The 16,747-nt window shown below is 46.4% G+C and carries 20 protein-coding genes and 1 other RNA gene; 12 read left to right on the top strand and 9 right to left on the bottom strand.

The annotated features are described in order from the left end of the window. Nucleotides 1-11 precede the first annotated feature (11 nt). Nucleotides 12-635 (bottom strand): DUF374 domain-containing protein, encoded by a 624-nt coding sequence (locus NTZ10_05150; protein MCX5749610.1) that lies wholly within the window; start codon nucleotides 633-635, stop codon nucleotides 12-14. Beyond that, nucleotides 632-2,371 carry a DNA mismatch repair endonuclease MutL gene (gene mutL, locus NTZ10_05145; protein MCX5749609.1) on the bottom strand — a complete coding sequence of 580 codons (1,740 nt, stop codon included), beginning with the start codon at nucleotides 2,369-2,371 and terminating at the stop codon, nucleotides 632-634. Before mutL ends, NTZ10_05150 begins: the two co-directional genes overlap by 4 nt. A 235-nt stretch (nucleotides 2,372-2,606) precedes the next feature. Between mutL and NTZ10_05140 the strand changes: the two genes are divergently transcribed. Further along, on the top strand, nucleotides 2,607-3,896 hold the full coding sequence (locus NTZ10_05140) for a hypothetical protein (protein MCX5749608.1): 1,290 nt from the start codon (nucleotides 2,607-2,609) through the stop codon (nucleotides 3,894-3,896). On the opposite strand, the gene aroA is transcribed toward NTZ10_05140, so the two are convergent. The 5 genes from aroA to purE all read right to left on the bottom strand — a co-directional run bounded on the left by aroA (nucleotide 3,897) and on the right by purE (nucleotide 8,345). Then, a complete protein-coding gene (aroA, locus tag NTZ10_05135) occupies nucleotides 3,897-5,189 on the bottom strand; it encodes a 3-phosphoshikimate 1-carboxyvinyltransferase (protein MCX5749607.1) in 1,293 nt (430 codons plus the stop codon). Next, the gene (locus NTZ10_05130; protein ID MCX5749606.1) at nucleotides 5,179-6,045 is read right to left on the bottom strand and encodes a prephenate dehydrogenase/arogenate dehydrogenase family protein; all 867 of its coding nucleotides are present in this window, start codon (nucleotides 6,043-6,045) and stop codon (nucleotides 5,179-5,181) included. Before NTZ10_05130 ends, aroA begins: the two co-directional genes overlap by 11 nt. Continuing rightward, nucleotides 6,045-7,235 (bottom strand): cofactor-independent phosphoglycerate mutase, encoded by a 1,191-nt coding sequence (locus tag NTZ10_05125; protein MCX5749605.1) that lies wholly within the window; start codon nucleotides 7,233-7,235, stop codon nucleotides 6,045-6,047. Before NTZ10_05125 ends, NTZ10_05130 begins: the two co-directional genes overlap by 1 nt. After that, nucleotides 7,235-7,813 (bottom strand): CvpA family protein, encoded by a 579-nt coding sequence (locus NTZ10_05120; protein MCX5749604.1) that lies wholly within the window; start codon nucleotides 7,811-7,813, stop codon nucleotides 7,235-7,237. Before NTZ10_05120 ends, NTZ10_05125 begins: the two co-directional genes overlap by 1 nt. A 67-nt stretch (nucleotides 7,814-7,880) precedes the next feature. After that, a complete protein-coding gene (gene purE / locus NTZ10_05115) occupies nucleotides 7,881-8,345 on the bottom strand; it encodes a 5-(carboxyamino)imidazole ribonucleotide mutase (protein ID MCX5749603.1) in 465 nt (154 codons plus the stop codon). 116 nt (nucleotides 8,346-8,461) lie between these two features. Here purE and aroE point away from each other — a divergent pair, with 116 nt between their 5' ends. From aroE to NTZ10_05100, 3 genes are all read left to right on the top strand, one after another. Then, nucleotides 8,462-9,304 (top strand): shikimate dehydrogenase, encoded by an 843-nt coding sequence (aroE, locus tag NTZ10_05110; GenBank protein ID MCX5749602.1) that lies wholly within the window; start codon nucleotides 8,462-8,464, stop codon nucleotides 9,302-9,304. A 152-nt stretch (nucleotides 9,305-9,456) separates the two neighbouring features. Next, nucleotides 9,457-9,747 (top strand): hypothetical protein, encoded by a 291-nt coding sequence (locus NTZ10_05105; protein MCX5749601.1) that lies wholly within the window; start codon nucleotides 9,457-9,459, stop codon nucleotides 9,745-9,747. Further along, entirely contained in the window at nucleotides 9,689-10,780 is a 1,092-nt protein-coding gene (locus NTZ10_05100; GenBank protein MCX5749600.1) for a GspE/PulE family protein, read from the top strand. Before NTZ10_05105 ends, NTZ10_05100 begins: the two co-directional genes overlap by 59 nt. A 4-nt stretch (nucleotides 10,781-10,784) precedes the next feature. Here the strand turns inward: NTZ10_05100 and NTZ10_05095 are convergent, their stop codons facing one another. Further along, a complete protein-coding gene (locus tag NTZ10_05095; protein ID MCX5749599.1) occupies nucleotides 10,785-11,081 on the bottom strand; it encodes a hypothetical protein in 297 nt (98 codons plus the stop codon). 124 nt (nucleotides 11,082-11,205) lie between these two features. On the opposite strand from NTZ10_05095, the gene NTZ10_05090 reads away from it, so the two are divergent. From NTZ10_05090 to NTZ10_05065, 6 genes are all read left to right on the top strand, one after another. Further along, entirely contained in the window at nucleotides 11,206-11,934 is a 729-nt protein-coding gene (locus NTZ10_05090; GenBank protein MCX5749598.1) for a lysophospholipid acyltransferase family protein, read from the top strand. A 12-nt stretch (nucleotides 11,935-11,946) separates the two neighbouring features. Then, on the top strand, nucleotides 11,947-12,426 hold the full coding sequence (gene smpB / locus NTZ10_05085; GenBank protein ID MCX5749597.1) for an SsrA-binding protein SmpB: 480 nt from the start codon (nucleotides 11,947-11,949) through the stop codon (nucleotides 12,424-12,426). Then, nucleotides 12,392-12,622 carry a hypothetical protein gene (locus NTZ10_05080; GenBank protein MCX5749596.1) on the top strand — a complete coding sequence of 77 codons (231 nt, stop codon included), beginning with the start codon at nucleotides 12,392-12,394 and terminating at the stop codon, nucleotides 12,620-12,622. The genes smpB and NTZ10_05080 overlap by 35 nt, the downstream gene beginning before the upstream one ends. A gap of 14 nt (nucleotides 12,623-12,636) precedes the next feature. After that, entirely contained in the window at nucleotides 12,637-13,089 is a 453-nt protein-coding gene (locus NTZ10_05075; GenBank protein MCX5749595.1) for a hypothetical protein, read from the top strand. A 16-nt stretch (nucleotides 13,090-13,105) separates the two neighbouring features. Continuing rightward, nucleotides 13,106-13,523, top strand: a transfer-messenger RNA (tmRNA) gene (gene ssrA / locus NTZ10_05070). Nucleotides 13,524-13,651: 128 nt separating this feature from the next. Then, a complete protein-coding gene (locus NTZ10_05065) occupies nucleotides 13,652-13,927 on the top strand; it encodes a GIY-YIG nuclease family protein (protein MCX5749594.1) in 276 nt (91 codons plus the stop codon). Between the two features lie 17 nt (nucleotides 13,928-13,944). Here the strand turns inward: NTZ10_05065 and NTZ10_05060 are convergent, their stop codons facing one another. Then, on the bottom strand, nucleotides 13,945-14,316 hold the full coding sequence (locus NTZ10_05060) for a hypothetical protein (protein MCX5749593.1): 372 nt from the start codon (nucleotides 14,314-14,316) through the stop codon (nucleotides 13,945-13,947). Between the two features lie 407 nt (nucleotides 14,317-14,723). Between NTZ10_05060 and NTZ10_05055 the strand changes: the two genes are divergently transcribed. Both NTZ10_05055 and NTZ10_05050 read left to right on the top strand, forming a co-directional pair. Continuing rightward, nucleotides 14,724-15,374 carry a class I SAM-dependent methyltransferase gene (locus tag NTZ10_05055; protein ID MCX5749592.1) on the top strand — a complete coding sequence of 217 codons (651 nt, stop codon included), beginning with the start codon at nucleotides 14,724-14,726 and terminating at the stop codon, nucleotides 15,372-15,374. 50 nt (nucleotides 15,375-15,424) lie between these two features. Then, nucleotides 15,425-16,741, top strand: a complete 1,317-nt coding sequence (locus tag NTZ10_05050) for an HD domain-containing protein (GenBank protein ID MCX5749591.1) — start codon at nucleotides 15,425-15,427, stop codon at nucleotides 16,739-16,741. Nucleotides 16,742-16,747: the final 6 nt, after the last annotated feature.

Raw genomic sequence — 16,747 nt, 5'->3', positions numbered from 1 at the left:
GAAATATGAGGTCATGTCAAATTCCGCAGGATCTCCTCAGCTTTTTTTTGCGCGGCAAACATAGCCTTTTTAAGGCTTTCGGGGTCTTTGTCATTCACATAAGAATCGTCCAGATAGATCACTGCTTTGCCGTACGGGAGAGGGATAATATATTTATCCCAGCGCAGGCGCGCGGTGATCTTTTGTGACGCGGCAAATCCGACGGGGATGATTTTCTTATTCGATCTTTGAGAGAGGAAAAATATCCCGGGCTTTACCTCGAACAAAGGGCCTTTGGGCCCGTCAACGGCGATGACGATATTACAGCCTTCCTCAAGGCAGTTTAAAAGCTGGACAGTTGCGACCGCGGATTCTTTTTTGTTCTCATCATAGGGGACGCGCACTATTTTGTTGCCGTACGGCTCGACAGCTTTTGTAAAAATATCCCCGCGCGACCCTTTTGCGGTGAGGACGACCATGTTCTTAAAGGGGTTCGCATCGAACATCACAAAAGTGCTTTGGTGCCAGACCGCATACAGGGCATTATCCTTGATGTTCTCAAGGCCGCAGATCTTTACTTTCAAGGTCCTGTTCACGGCCCTCATGACAAAATGTATAAGCCGCGCGGAGATGTTCACATACAGCTGTCTGATCATTTGTTCCTGTCAAAGAAAGAGGCGATCTTTGTCCTTTCGATCTTTACGATACTCGGTCTTCCGTGGGGACAGGTGGAAGGATTTGTCGTGGAATAAAGGTCTTTGATAAGCGCCTGCATTTCTTTCCGCTCCAGCGGGTCTCCCGCCTTAATGGCGCCATGGCATGCGACAAGTTTAAGTATCTTATCTTTTACTTCTTCCGTCTTTTTTGTCTTTCCGTCTTCCTCAAGCTGCAGGGCAATGTCAGAGACGGCCCCTTTTATATTTATTCCGGTAGTGTCCGACGGAATACCTTTTATCCTTAAACAATTCTTGCCGAAGACCTCTATGTCAAATCCGATCTCTTTTAAGATGTTGATACTACCCTCGATAAGGGAGAACTCTTTTATTCCAAGTTCGATCACTTCGGGTATCAGGCAGACCTGGGAGTTTTTCCCGTCGCTTTTTGAAGACCTCAGCTTTTCATATAATATCCGCTCATGCGCGGCATGCTGGTCAATGAGGATCAGGTCGCTTCCGTCAACGCAGATTATATAGGTATTGGCGAGCTGCGCGATGGGATAGGGAACCTGATCTTGGGACTCGACGGCATTTTCTGACAACAGATCAGCATCGATCAGATTTCCGGGCCTGCTTAGAGTCGGGCTTAATACTGTTCCGCCGCCGGAGATCATTATCGGCTCTTCGATCCATACCCTCTGCATCTCAGATGTCCATCTTTTTTTATCAGGGATATAAGGTGTTGAGATAAGTTTTGCGGGAGAAATATCTATCAAAGCATCCTTCACGGCTTCAAAGACACTTCCCATCACATCTTTTGTCTTTTCAAATTTTATTTCTTTTTTTGCCGGATGGACATTGACATCGATTTCATCCGGGTCGATCCTGATGAACAGTATTGCCACGGGATGCCGGTCTTTTGGTATCAAATTGCTGTACGCGTTCTCGACGGCTTTTGATATGAGATAGTTTTTAATATATCTGCCGTTCACAAAGAACAGCTGGTATTCTTTGTTGAATTTTGTCACGGCAGGCTTGCTGATGTAACCCGTTATGTCCTCACGGCCCAAAGCCAGAAGATCCTTTGCAAAGGCCGGGCCGTATACGCTCGATATCGCATCAAGAAGGTCTCCGTTGCCTGAAGAAGAGATGATCTCTTTACCGTTCGATATAAGTTTAAATGCGATCGACGGGCTGGACATGACGAATTTCGAAACAATATCGGTTATATGATTTTGTTCGGTCTGATCGGATCTCATATATTTCATTCTTGCCGGAGTGTTGAAGAACAGATCTTTTACAATTATTGAAGTTCCTTTCGGACAACCGGTTTCTTTTTTCTCTATCATCTTCCCGCCTTCAACAGAGATTTTTGTTCCGGAAGTCCCGTCATTTGTCAGCAGTTCCAGCCTTGAGATGGCGCTGACAGAAGGAAGGGCTTCCCCGCGAAAGCCGAGGGTCGAAATATTAAAGAGGTCGTCGATACTGCTTATCTTTGATGTTGCGTGGCGCTCCAGCGAAAGCAAAGCATCCTCTTTGTTCATACCGGAGCCGTCATCGGTCACCCTGATGAGGCTTTTCCCGCCGTTGTGGACCTCGATGTCTATTCTTTTGGCCCCTGCGTCTATCGAGTTTTCAACGAGTTCTTTCACAACGGAAGCCGGCCGCTCCACCACTTCCCCGGCGGCTATCTTTGAAGCAAGTATTTCATCAAGGATACATATCTTATTGGCCATATATATTACTAATAATTCTATCATGTAGCCAGGGCCAAACTGAAATCGGGGCAAGAATCTAACGATATATATTCAGAATAAATTATTTACATAATTTAAATCAGGTAAAATACTGGAGTAACAGATGACAGGTAGGATTTCACAAAAAATCTTCAGGAAGGCATTTCCAAGGCTGTTGTCATTCAATACTACCGATATGGATGCGCGGACTATTTCTGGGGATATTTGCAAAAGAATGGGGCGAAGTGGTGTTCCTGTTAATGACAGCACTCCTTTGATCGTCGAGCATGGCCTTAACGAGATCATCAGATGGAGCAATCTTCAGACGGCTTTTAAGGGAAAGGATATCCAAATAGATCATACGGACCTCGTCCATCTGTTGAGCGGGACGGTCCACAGGTCAGGCTGGCCGGACAAGATATATAAATATAATACGGTAGTGGAATCCGGTGCAATGAAAAATCTGTTCAGGAGGTTCGTAACAACAGGCATGACAGGTCAGGGGTGGGGCTTGCTTCTTCCAGGGGCCATACTTCCTGAACATTTTATTACTCTGGGTACCGTGGGGGTCCGCTTGTATGCAGAAATGATAAGACAAGAAATAATTGACTGGAATTCCGTCATTAGAAATTTTATTCAGAAAGAGGGCGCATTCCAATTAAATACCGAGACTCTGTCGGATGAGCCGCAAAGATTTTCCGACTATCTGGATTACCTGAAAGCAATTGCGTATATGAAGTTGAGCGAGCTTCAATACGGTTTTCCCGCGTTTTATAAGCTTGGCCCTTTTACCGACCTTGAGCTTGTACGGATCGCAGACCCTGAAAGGACAGCCGCTCTTGCCGGCCTGAATGTCGCAGCAGGCAATATATGTTTTGTGATCCCACGGCCCGACAATCTTGTAGGACAATATTTTACGGCTGTCGATACGCAAGAAAATACACTTGGAGTATTTGCATTTGATGCGTCTGAGCGCTCCTGTTTTTCAAGATATGACTACGGCGACGAGGAAAAAAGACAGTTTGATCTGAACAACCGCAAAAACATGAAAAGACAGATACAGCCATTTCTCAGCAGGCTGGCAAAATTTGTCAGTGACTACATGACCGCTGCCGGAGATACTGGTACTCGGCATAAGATAGTCTTTAACCCCATAGAAACAGAGATGATGGGGCCGGCGAGGAGCATAGAACTGGTCATACCCAATCCCTGGCAAAAGGGGAAGACCCTGACCTGCCCGATAACATTTCTCAGGCTCGAAAAAAATAAAAAGTGTGTTCTACGCGCTGAAATAGGGACTTTCCCGGATTCAGATGTAAGAACGATTGTAATAACCCTAAAAATAGATGGTACAAAAACTGAAAGAAAATACTATTTTATGGGAGACAACAAGAAACAACATTTTTCGCCGGTATTCAACGGCAAAATAGACGACAGGGGAAGGGTAAGAATACCAGCTTTGTTCACGCCTATGCCGTGGGACAATCATGCGAACAAATTGGTGTTTACGTTCCCGCAATCCTGATCAGCCTGACAGCCCCTTTAGCAGTTTTTCAAATCCCGGGAAAGAAGTGGCGATGCAATCCGTGTCTTCGATGACAACATCGTCTTCCGCTGCAAGAGCGGCAATAGCGAGCGACATCGCGATCCTGTGATCACCATGGCTGTAGCAGAGCGCCCCTTTTATTTTATTTTTACCTTGGATGATGAGGCCGTCTTCTTTTTCCTCGACCTTGATGCCGAGCTTTTTTAGTTCCCCTGATAAGGCCGCTATCCTGTGGCTTTCTTTTACCCTGAGCTCTCTTGCATCGCTTATAGTTGTGACCCCTTCGGCGAACGCGGCAGCGACCGCGATCACCGGTATCTCATCGATTATCCGCGGGATAATATTCCCTGACAGGTCAACGGCTTCCAGATCGCTTGATCTTGCGATGATATCTCCGCGGGGCTCCCCCGATAATATCGTTTCATTTTGGATCTCGATCTTTGCGCCCATGCGGTGCAGGACATCGATGATACCGGTCCTTGTGGGGTTTAACCCGACATTTTTGATCAGGACCTCCGAACCGGGCACGATAAGCGCGGCGACGATAAAAAATGCGGCCGAAGAAATATCCCCTGGTATCCACACGGAAGCAGGCCTGATATTTTGGACTTTACCGATATGGATGGTATTTTCTTTTTTTGTGAAAGGTATCCCGAAATGCCCGAACATCCTCTCGGTATGGTCCCTTGAAGCGGCCGGTTCGGTTATCCTTGTCACACCCTCGGCAAAAAGGGAAGCGAGCATCAAAGAAGATTTTATCTGGGCGCTTGCGACCGGAAGGACATAATCTATAGATCTCAGGTTCCCTCCCTTTATCTCGAGGGGGGCAAAGTTGCCGTTCTCTCTGCCCGTGATGCGCGCCCCCATATTTCTGAGCGGCTCCACGACGCGCAGCATCGGCCTTTTTTTGATCGATTCGTCCCCTGTTATCATCGCCTGGAAGGGCTGTCCCGCGAGTATGCCAAGGATCAGCCTTATCGCAGTTCCGGAATTTCCGGCGTAAAGGATGTCTTTCGGAACGGAAAGTCCCGACATCCCTTTCCCGTCCACAATATAGGCGTTATTTAGGTCCTTATCTTTGGTGATCCCGATCCCCATTGTCCTGAAACACTCGACAGTCCTCATACAGTCTTCCGCTTCCAGGAAATTTTCGATGAGGCATTTGCCGTCCGATAAAGCAGACAGCATTATCGAACGGTGAGAAATGGATTTATCGGCCGGGACAGAGATCTTTCCCCGGATACTTTTTGCCGGCGACATCTCAAGCTGCATACATATCCGTCCTTAGTTTTTTTGCTTTTTCAAGCTCCGCGGTGATCTTTTCGGCGTCGCCTTCTTCGATGACGGCCTCTATCTTTTCGAGTGAAGCCTTGAATTCTTTGATCATTTTTAGTACGGCTTTTTTGTTGGTCGTGAACATGTCGCGGCCCATCTCGACACTGCCGGCGGCAATGCGGGTAGTATCCCTGAACCCGGAAGAGGCAAGGGCCAGCATCTCGGTCTTTGCTTCTTTCATGTCGCAGACCATGTTGACAAGGCTGGCCGCGACAGCGAGCGGCATGTGGCTGATCCCCGCCACGGCGATGTCATGCAGGTCGGGCGGAATGACCGATATCCTCACATCGAAATTTTCTATGAACGCGATCAGTTTTTTTAAAGCTTCTTTGTCTGTTTTACCGGTCGGAGTAAGGCAATAGTTCGTTCCTTCAAAAAGGAACTTTGTCGCGGCCTTGATCCCGGAGCGTTCCGATCCCGCCATAGGATGGCCTCCGATAAAAAATATCCCTTCCGGAGAAATACTTTCAAGTTCCCCGACTATCTCAAGTTTAGAAGATCCCACATCGGTTATTATGCAACCTTTTTTTACCACCGGAAAGATCGTTTTCACTATCGGGACTATGGTCCTGATCGGAGTGGTCACAAATACGAGGTCTGCGTCCCTGGAGGCTTCGATCGGGTCGATAGTGAATTCATCAAGCGCTTCTTTTGCTTTTGCTTCTTTCAGATGATCGGCGTTGCGGCTTACCCCGATGACTTTCTCGGCGAGGTCTTTGTTTTTTATCGCCATCCCGAGCGAACCGCCGATGAGGCCCATGCCGATTATCGCGACGGTCTTTATTTTATCCATTAGAATACCCCCTTAAAGAACTTTGACGGAAGCGTGTATCCCTTTTCGATCTTTATCCTGCTCTTCTCGATGGTTTTTTCAGAAAACTTTTTTATCCCGCCTTTTTCGATGCCCGTGCCGCAGACGGCGAAAGGCACCATTCCCCTTGCGTGAGTCTTGATAGCTATCGGGGTGGGGTGGTCCGCTGTCACAAGGACCCTCCATTCTTTAAAATCCCTGACGCCCTTTAATATAGTTTCCACTACCATTTTGTCAAAGTCCTCTATCGCTTTTATTTTTCCTTTGATGTCGCCGTTATGGCCGCACTCGTCGGGAGATTCAACGTGGACAAAGACAAAATCCTTTACTTTTAACGACTGCAGGGCATACTCCGCTTTTCCTTTGTAATTTGTGTCCAGGTATCCCGTGGCGCCCGGCACATTTATGACATCGAGGCCCGCATAGACGCCGATGCCTTTTATCAGGTCGACAGCCGTGATGACCGAGCCCGTGACATTATATTTTTGTTCGTAGGTCGGCATCGAAGGCTTTACTCCCTGTCCCCAAAGCCAGATCTGTGTCGCGGGCTTCTGCCCGGCTTTTACGCGTTTTTTATTGACCGCGGAACTTTGCAGGAAAGGGATGGACCTCTGCATCAGCTCGTTCAAGAGCGATTCTCCCTGGCCTTTCGGAAGATAAGCACCAATATTTTTGCCGCTGATATCATGCGGCGGCGTGCACTCGGCCTGGCGCGGGCCGTTCTTGATAACGCAAAGGTGGCGGTAGCTGACGCCCGGATAAAATTTCACCTCATCGCTTGAGAGTTTGGAGTTCAGTTCGAGGACCATCTTCCTTGCTTCGGCAGTTGTGACATGGCCGGCGCTGAAGTCATCCATGACCCCGTCTTTTATTGTCACGAGGTTGCACCTGAAGGCTACATCATTCTCTTCAAGCGCCACTCCCATGCTGGCGGCCTCGAAAGGGCCTCTTCCCGTATAATATTTCAACGGGTCGTAGCCGAACAGGCTTAAGTTCGCGACATCAGAGCCTGGAGGCATGGAGCCCGGAACAAAGTTAGCCATCCCGCAAACTCCGGAACTCGCGACTAAATCCATATTGAGAGTTTCGGCCGCCTGAAGCGGTGTACTGCCGCCGAGTTCTTTTAAGGGCCTGTCAGGCATCCCGTCACCCACGAGGATGATATATTTCATTAGTGCTTTATCCTTTCTTTCCCCTCTATGATAACCTTTTTCTTGCCCGGCTTGTCGTCCTTGAAAAAGTCATTAAATGTCGGAATATCCTTAGGCATTATCCTGAATACTGTCTGCGCCGTGAACTCAAGCGCAGGCTTTAAAATATTCAATGTCTGGGAAGTCTTTAACGGGGTCGAAATATTCGGCGGGAGCGGGAATATTATTATGATCTGGAGAGCTATCCAGACAATGATAATACCTTTGGCAAAACCGATAGCGCCTCCGGCAAGAGAATTAACGGGTCCGAGAAAGCCTCTTCCGATCAGTCGGTGCAAAAGATAGCCTATGAGACTGGTGATAAGATAAACCCCTATAAATACAAGCAAAAAACTGATCGTATAGACCAGATTGCCGGGAAGCTTGATATAGCTTGTCAGGTAAAGAGAGACATCCCTGTACCAGATAAAACCGAGCCAGATGGAGACCCCGAGAGCGATGATGTCAAAGATCGACCTTATCATGCCGCGCAAAAAGCTGCGGATAACGGTCAAGCCGAGGATAACGAGAACGACAATATCTATCCAGTTTAGGTTCATAAAGACAAGTGACTAGCGGCCTGTGACCCTTGACTTGTACCGGACACCGGTCACGAGCTGCCGGGCACTAGATTTTCCCTTTCACTTTCAACTCTTTTTTTAGATCTTTAAGTTTCTTGGTCAATCCGGGATACTTCAACGCGAGTATCTGCGCCGCAAGGATAGCCGCGTTCTTGGCCCCGTCCACAGCCACGGTCGCGACAGGGATCCCCGGCGGCATCTGTACTATCGAATATAGAGAGTCAAAACCGCCGAGGGCCTGGGACGATATCGGAAGTCCGATAACGGGAAGCGTCGTATATGAAGCGATGATTCCCGGCAGGTGCGCCGCCATTCCTGCGCCGGCGATGATCAGCTCAAAGTCCTTGTCGGCATTCTTTGCAAAAGCCATGACTTTTTGCGGGGTCCTGTGTGCCGAAGCAATGATCAGTTCGTGTGTTATGCCGAATTTATCAAGAAGCGCAAGCCCCGCTTCGATCTTCGGAAGGTCACTTTTACTGCCGACAATGACGGCGATCTTCGGCTTTTTCATGCAATTCTCCTTTGTCTGAATATTATATATTATTATCACTTTTAAGTAAATGAATTGTTGTTCCTAAACGCTGATCTTTGCCTGTAAAGGCCGGCGATGTTATACTTTATTTGGCCATGAAATATCTATATCTTATTGGCAATCCTGTCGGGCACAGCATCTCGCCGCAGATGCAAAATGCCGCGCTAAAATATCTCGGGCTGGACTGCAATTATGAAGCGATGCTTGTGCATGACGAAAAAGATCTCGCGGAAAAAATATCAAAGTTCAGGCTCGGCAACGTTTTAGGCTTCAATGTGACAGTACCCTTCAAAGAAGCGGCAAGCAAATATATCGATTCTACGGATGCTGCTTCAACTATCATAGGGGCTGTAAATACCGTAAAGAACCGGAACGGCAAATTGTCCGGATGTAATACCGACTCAATAGGCTTTATCGATTCTCTTGAAAATGACGCGAAGATCGATCCATCTGGCAAAAACGCCGTCATCCTTGGAGCAGGCGGCGCGTGCAGGGCATTGGTATTCGGCCTTTATTTTAAAAAAGCGGCCAAAGTCTCGGTATTTGATATTGACAGACAAAAGGCGGAAAAACTGATAAAAGACATGTCAAAATATTTTGGCAGTCTGCAGTTAATAAAAGACAGCGCGGAACTTTCAAGGGTGATCACAGCGGCGGATATTTTAGTGAATGCTTCTCCTGTCGGTATGTACCCGAAGGTGAACGCCTGTCCGGTCGGGGATGATTTCCCTTTTCATAAAGACCTTTTCGTTTACGATCTTGTCTATAATCCGGCAGAAACAAAGCTTGTAAAGCTGGCGAGGTCAAAAGGCGCTAAAGCGATCACAGGTCTCGGGATGCTTGTGCGCCAGGGCGCGGCTTCCCTCGAGGTCTGGACTGGCAAAGGCGCTCCGGTCGAGATAATGTGGGCAGCGGCAAAGAAAGCCCTTGGCTTGTAATAACCTCTCACTGTTGAAAAATCCTACACCTCACCCCGCCCTCGCAGGCTCGGGCACCCCTCTCCATCTTTGATGGAGAGGGGAAAGCGCGAAGCGCAGGGGTGAGGATGGCGGGCAAATTGCTCATGACCTCTTCAAAAGGAGGGAAAAGCATGTCAAATCCGAGCATCATACAATTCTTTTCATCCGATAAGAAGCTGAAAATATATAAAATACCGGTCTTCACCATTAAGTCTTATAAAGAACTCAAGGATAAACGCGGAACCACTTACGTTTTGGACCTTTTTATCGAGGTCTGCAGGGAAAACCAGTGTCATTTCCTGGGGCTTTCGTCGGAGCACGGATATATCCATGCTCTGCTGGGCTTCAATCATAAAGGAAGGTATGAAGAAAGAACATCCTCAGCAGCAGAATTTAAATGGAGCGACCACGCTTGTAAATGATCTTATAGAAAAAGCGGTCGGGATAGGTGCAAGCGATATCCACCTTGAGCCGACCCAGCACAATCTGAAGGTGCGTTTCCGTGTCGACGGGATACTGCAGAACGCTGTGACTGTCCACAGGTCGATGATATCTTCGGTCGTCTCCCGCGTAAAAATCATGGTGGACCTGGACATCGCCGAGACGCGCCTTCCCCAGGACGGGAAAACGCATCTTTCTATGGGCGGCAAAGAGATCGATATCAGGGTCTCGACGATCCCTGTCATATTCGGGGAAAAAACCGTTCTGAGGCTGCTTGACAGGAACAGTATTTTAAGGACCCTTGACGATCTGGGAATGCAGGAGGAGGACCTGCATAAATATAGAAAGGTCATCAACAGGCCGCAGGGGCTTGTGCTTGTGACAGGACCGACGGGTTCGGGAAAAACGACGACGCTTTACGCGTCCCTGAACGAGATAAATTCACCGGAAAAGAACATCATCGCCATCGAAGATCCCGTCGAATATCAGCTCCCGAACATAAATCAGACGCAGGTAAATTACAAGACGGGATATTCATTTGAAAAAGGTCTCCGCTCTATACTGAGGCAGGATCCGGATATCGTCATGGTAGGTGAGATCAGGGATGAAGTGACCGCGCGTATCGCCGTGCAGGCGGCGATGACAGGGCACCTGGTGTTTTCTACTCTCCATACAAATTCGGCGGCAGGAGCGATAGAGCGGCTCACGGACATGGGGATAGAAAATTATCTTATAGCATCTTCTTTGTCCTGTGTCATCGGGCAAAGGCTTGTCCGGCTTTCGTGCCCGAAATGCAGAGAATGTTCTTTTACCGGGTTCAAGGGCAGGACAGGGATCTACGAGATAATATTTATCAGCGATGAGATACGGAACCTGATCTCAAAAAAAGCCGAAAGAAAATCCCTGGAAAAAGCAGCCTCGTTAAAAAATCTTTTTGAGGCCGGGATAGAGAAAGCAAAGGACGGCCTGACAACAGAGGAAGAAGTCCAAAAAAGTGTCTGCCAAGACCAATGACAGCTTAATCGTTTATTTTGAAAATAGAATTGAGCGAGATCTCTTTGTTAAGCAGGTCGATAGTAAATCCGACTGTCTTTCTGTAAACATTTTTTACGATATCACCGAAACAATAAATATAGCCATATGGGCATGTCTTGCAGACTTCAAAAAGACTTCCGGGAGCCGTGCACTCAGTGTCAGTTAGATAGATGCATTTTTTCGGTGAACGCTTGTTTTTGATCGTCGCGTGATACGAAGAGATCACGTCTTTCGAGAGCGTGCGGATATCGGTTTTTTTGTCTATCAGTTCTGTACGCATATATGTCTTTTATATCTATCGGCATTTATCCGGGAAATTTCAGTCAAATATGGAATGGCATGACAAAACAGGGAGGTAACATTTCCGCTATAAAACAAATGATTCTTATGCTATATTTTAACTGATGTTAAAAAATGTTATTTTAACGGTATTGACGGTTATTTTTGCTGTTTCGACCTTCTTTCTGGGATGCGCCGCAGCGCTTTTTCTCATAACATTAGGTTGCCCCAGAAAAAAGGCCTTTGAAGATATCTCACGGCCCTGGGCAAGAGCGGTATTGAAGATCGCCGGCATACGTCTTTTTGTCTCCGGGAAGGAGAACTTATGCTTTGACGGGCCAAAAGTGATCGTCTCAAACCACCAGGGCAATTTCGATATCCCGATCCTGATCGCAGCCCTCCCGATAAATTTCAGGTTCCTGGTAAAAAAAGAGCTGTTCAGAGTGCCGTTTTTCGGATGGTATATTAAGAACAGAGGTGATATCTCTATCGACAGGGAAAAAGGACAGAAAGCCCATAACACGCTGAAAATAACGGCTGAGACCGTAAAAAAAGGAGAGCCGGTGCTTATCTTTCCCGAAGGGACCAGGAGCCGTGACGGAAAACTCGGGCAGTTCAAGAGGGGAAGCCTCGTGCTCGCGGCTGATTCAGGCGCGAAGATCGTTCCGGTGGGCATAACCGGAAGTTTTAATATCCAGAAAAAAGGGGGCTTTTTTATAAACCCCGCAGAAGTGCGCGTGAACATCGGAAAACCCGTTGATTTAAATGAGAACTGCAATGCCTGCGAGACTATCAATGCCGGTAAATTAGAGACAATTCGCGACAGCATAATTTCCTTGATAGAAAATAAATAAAAGTGTATAATTATGCCACGATATAAAAAGATCATCGCGGAAAACCGCAAGGCTTTCTTCGATTTTGACATATCAGAGACCGTCGAAGCGGGGATAGTGCTCCGCGGGAGCGAAGTAAAGTCCATCAGGAGGGGAAGCATCAACCTGAAAGACAGTTTCGCGCGCCCTGAAAAAGGGGAAATGATGCTGTACGGTATGCACGTAAGCCCGTACAAATTTGCCGGAAAAGATGATATGAACCCCCTGAGGACAAGGAAGCTGCTTTTAAAAAGGACGGAGATTAAAAAGCTGGCCGGCAGGGCGACCGAAAAAGGGCTGTCGATAATACCGTTAAAGATATACTTTTTGGGAAATTACGCGAAGATTGAACTGGGCATCGCAAAAGGGAAAAGGCTGTACGATAAAAAGGAAAAAATAAAAAGAAGAGACCTGGACAGGGACATGGGGAGAGAATTAGTTGACAGGAATAACCGAGACAAAACCCGCGGATAAAGCGCAGAAGAACAAGAGCAAACCGGGGGAGGCCGGCAGAAAACCGAAAAACCGGTCGTTCACGGGACTTGATCTGGCCAATACCGTGAGGAACATGTTCAGATCGGAATGTCCGGGCATCGGAGAAGCGAGCGCGATGAAGCTGGCGGTGCTGCTGACAAAAGCACAAATAAAGGGAGATCTAGAGAAAACTTAAAGAGGTGAAAGAAAATGGTAAAAATCCCAGGTTCGATCCCGGCCCCGGTCGTCCCGCCGATGCCGCCTAAAAAAAAGGAAGAAGCGACTGAAGTACAAAGGCCGATCACTCCCAGCCGGACTTCCATCGCCAGGGAGCTGTTCGAACTTGACGCGAGGGGCATCGCCGTAAGGATGGCGGCATTGGCCCATGACGCGAAGGAAAAGGAACTGTCTTTTGACGAGATAGTTGAAAAAGTAATAAAAGAGACGGGCATCGTTGACGCGCAGGCGGCGATGGAAGAAGGCAACAGGAAATTGCAGAAAGAGATCGAGGACGAGATCGATAAGATAAAGAAAAATAAGGACCTTATGGAAGAAGCGTATTCATGGGAGGAACTTGCCGATATCCTTGAGAACAGCATGACGCAGGACCAGATCAAAGAGTTCGTGGGCATACTGGAAAAAGAAATTCAGACAAAGAAATAAAGGAATACCGAGTCGGGGGGCTATAAGGGTCTCGACGGGAAGGGGGAGGTCTTAAGTGCAGGCCGAGGTGCTGTTCACCTCGTAAAACTAACAGCAAAACATAAGTGCAGAAACACTTAAAGATCTAGTCGGTCGCGTTCAGTGGGTAGTCTGCAATGCAGATGTTCTCGCTGGATCGCCGGCTTTCAGCCTCTCATAATTTAGGGGCTGCGTCTGCCGGATCTTTCGGCCGGTCCGGATACAGGCGTCATATGACCGGATACCCGATCATGCGTTCCTTCGGTATGAGCGGGAAAACAAGACAGCAAGGATAGTTCCTGAGGTTGCCCCGTCCTTGGTTTACCCCGGGAGCGAAACTAAAAAAAGGGCTAAGCTTGTAGGTCTTAAGATCTAAAACTTTTCGGACGCGGGTTCGACTCCCGCTAGCTCCACCATGAAGTATTTGCTGCGCTTCGCTTGCAAAACTTCATGGCAGGCCGGATCAAGAAATAAAGGAATGAAGTGATCGGCAAACCGGACGCAGCAAATTACTTCATGGTCCATTGATCACGATCAAAAATAAATGACACAACACCACGTTTATGTTCTTCAAAGTGAAAAAGACAATAAATTTTATATTGGTTATACAATAGACCTCGCCAGAAGGTTGAAACAGCATAATGATGGCGAAGTGGTATCTACAAAACCACGAAGGCCACTAGAGCTTATTTTTTACGAAGCCTATCTTAATCAAAAAGACGCTTTAAGAAGAGAAGATTATTTTAAAACAACAGCAGGCAAAAGAGCATTAAAGATAATGTTGAAAGAATATTTAAAAGGGAAATTACTCCCGGCTTAAAATATGTTTTTTTGTTGCTATTCCTCTAGCCAGGTAATCTTATAGTCATATATTGCTACAGATTCAGTAGAGGAGAGAGCAAAAAATACCGCCTCAAAAGGGGCTCTTATATCGGGAAGAATATCTCCTAAACTTGCAGGGAAACCGCGTCCCGTATCTTTGATAGTTTTCTTTGTTGAATCGCTATAAACAGTAAAGGCAACTTGAGAATTATAAACAGTGTTATTTCCAGTGTTTTTAATATACCCTGACAAATAGGGAGCCCCATAACTTTTTACACCAGCCGAAATTGCCCCGTCAATTTCTAAATTTCCAATTTTTGGAGTATTTACTGTTTGGCAGCCCGATAAAAACAGTGCAAAAGTGACAAGCAGCAACATTTTTCGCATATATATTTCCTCATCAAAAAAGATACTATCGGTTGTTTGTATATATTACCACAATGGATATGATAGTGTCCATACAAAAATATATGCGAGCAACATCATTTTATAAGCCGGATCACAAATTGCTGGAAACAATGGCAAAAGAGCTTAAACGGTTAAGGAAAACAAAAGGGCTAACGATCGAGGAGCTTGCGGAAATATGCGATTTACACAGTAAATATATTCAAACTATTGAGAGGGGCACGAGAAATATTTCTTTGTCTGTATTTGTCCAGATATCAAGAGCTCTTCAAATTGCTCCAAATGTTTTGTTGGGGCGCATCTTACATCAGAAATAATATCATTCTAAAATATTTTGATATATAGTTGGTGAAATATGTAGATCATAAATCGATGTTATAATTTCATGAATGCATCCATACGAAGAAGACCAAAATAAATTCTTTGGCGATCTCTATAAAAAACACGGTTATAGCCATAAATCACTGTGCTGGGAAACGCCTTTTACTCAGCAGGCAAGGTTTATCGAGCTTCTTAAGATATGCGCCATGGTCAATACTTCCGGGACCATTACCATACTTGATTTTGGCTGCGGGCTCGGGCACCTCTATAAGTTCATAAAAGACCAGAAATTGATAGAGAACTGGAAACTGGATTATACGGGAGTCGATATAAATAAAGACTTTATTGAAGCAGCCAAAAGGGAAATGCCGATGGTGAAATTCAGGATAAAGAATGATTCCGTTTACAGTGAAAAATATGATTTCGTGCTCGCTTCAGGTCTTTACAATTTGAAGTTCTCCGAAGATTTTGATATTCATAAATATTACACAGAGGAGCTGATTAAACTTTTTGCAATTGCACAAAGAGGGGTAGCTGTAAATTTTCAAAGTAATGGCGCGATCCCTCTTATACCGAAACATCTGCTCGAGCAGGAAAAAAAGAAGTTTTATTTTCATGATAAGCAGGAAGTCCTGAATAATCTGAAAAAAGTAACAGAGAATATCAAATTTGTTGACGGCTATCTTCCACACGATTTTACGGTGTATTTGTTGAAATAATACCCGCATTTTTTGACAATATTCCCCTATTATTGTAAACTGATTCTGCAATGTTCAAATTACCCTGCGGCGTATTATATATCATAAAAGCTCTTAACGAAAAAGGTTTTAAGGCCTTTCTTGTCGGTGGCAGCGTGAGAGACCTTTTGATGAAAACCCCTGTATACGACTGGGATATCACGACATCGGCAAGGCCGGAACAGGTGACGGCGCTTTTTGAAAAAGTGGTCCCGACCGGGCTCAAATACGGTACCGTGACCGTGATGCTTGAAGACGGTGATTTTGAGGTGACGACCTTCAGAAGCGACGAAAAGTATTCCGACGGCAGGCATCCGGACAGCGTCACCTTTACTGCCGATATAAAAGACGACCTTTCGAGGAGGGATTTCACCGTCAACGCCATCGCTTATGACGCGGTAAATAGCGAACTGATCGACCCGTTTAACGGGCAGACCGACATAAATTCAAAATTATTAAAGGCCGTAGGAGATCCGTTAGCGCGGTTTTTGGAGGACGGGCTCCGTTCGATGAGAGCCTGCAGATTAGGCGCGAAACTCGGGTTTGGTATCGAACAAAAGACTTTTGATGCGATCCCGAAAGCCGCCGGGACGTTCAAAAAAGTCGCTCCGGAAAGGATACGCGAAGAACTGATCAAGATGATGTCCGCAGACAAACCTTCGGTCGGTATAGAATATATGAGAAAATCCGGGCTTTTAAAGATCGTCATGCAGGAACTTGAAGAATGCCTCGGGGTCGAGCAGCCAAAGCCGTATCATGTATATGATGTCTATCATCACAGCATATATTCCTGCGATCACGCCCCGAAAGAGCTTCCTATGGTGCGGCTTGCGGCACTGTTCCATGATATTGCAAAACCCTCCACAAAAAAGGAAGATACTTTTTACGGCCATGAATCTGAAAGCGCCATTGTTTCGGAAAAGATAATGAAACGCCTGAAATTCAGCAATGATAATATTGAAGAAGTCTCAAACCTGATAAAGAATCATATGTTCAATTACACGGACGAATGGACCGACAGCGCTGTGAGGCGTTTTATCAACAGGGTAGGCATCGAAAATATCGAGGACCTGTTCATGCTGAGGATCGCTGACATGAAAGCGATGGAAAGGGATGTCGACCCCGCATACCTGAAGGAGCTTAAAAACAGGATAGAAAAAGTGATCGAAAAACAGGATGCGCTTTCCGTCTCACAGTTAAAAATTGACGGTCAGGATGTCATGAGAGAGCTTAATATCGGACAGGGGCCGAAGGTGGGGGAGGTGCTCGGGCATCTGCTGGAAAAAGTCCTGGACGATCCCAGCCTTAACGAAAGGGAAAAATTGATAGAGATGATCAGAAGACCCTGAATATTA

It is taken from the genome of Candidatus Saganbacteria bacterium (genome assembly GCA_026387835.1).
In the GTDB taxonomy this organism is placed as follows: Bacteria; Margulisbacteria; WOR-1; order JAKLHX01; family JAKLHX01; genus JAPLKZ01.
This window is presented reverse-complemented; position numbering and strand designations above follow the sequence as displayed.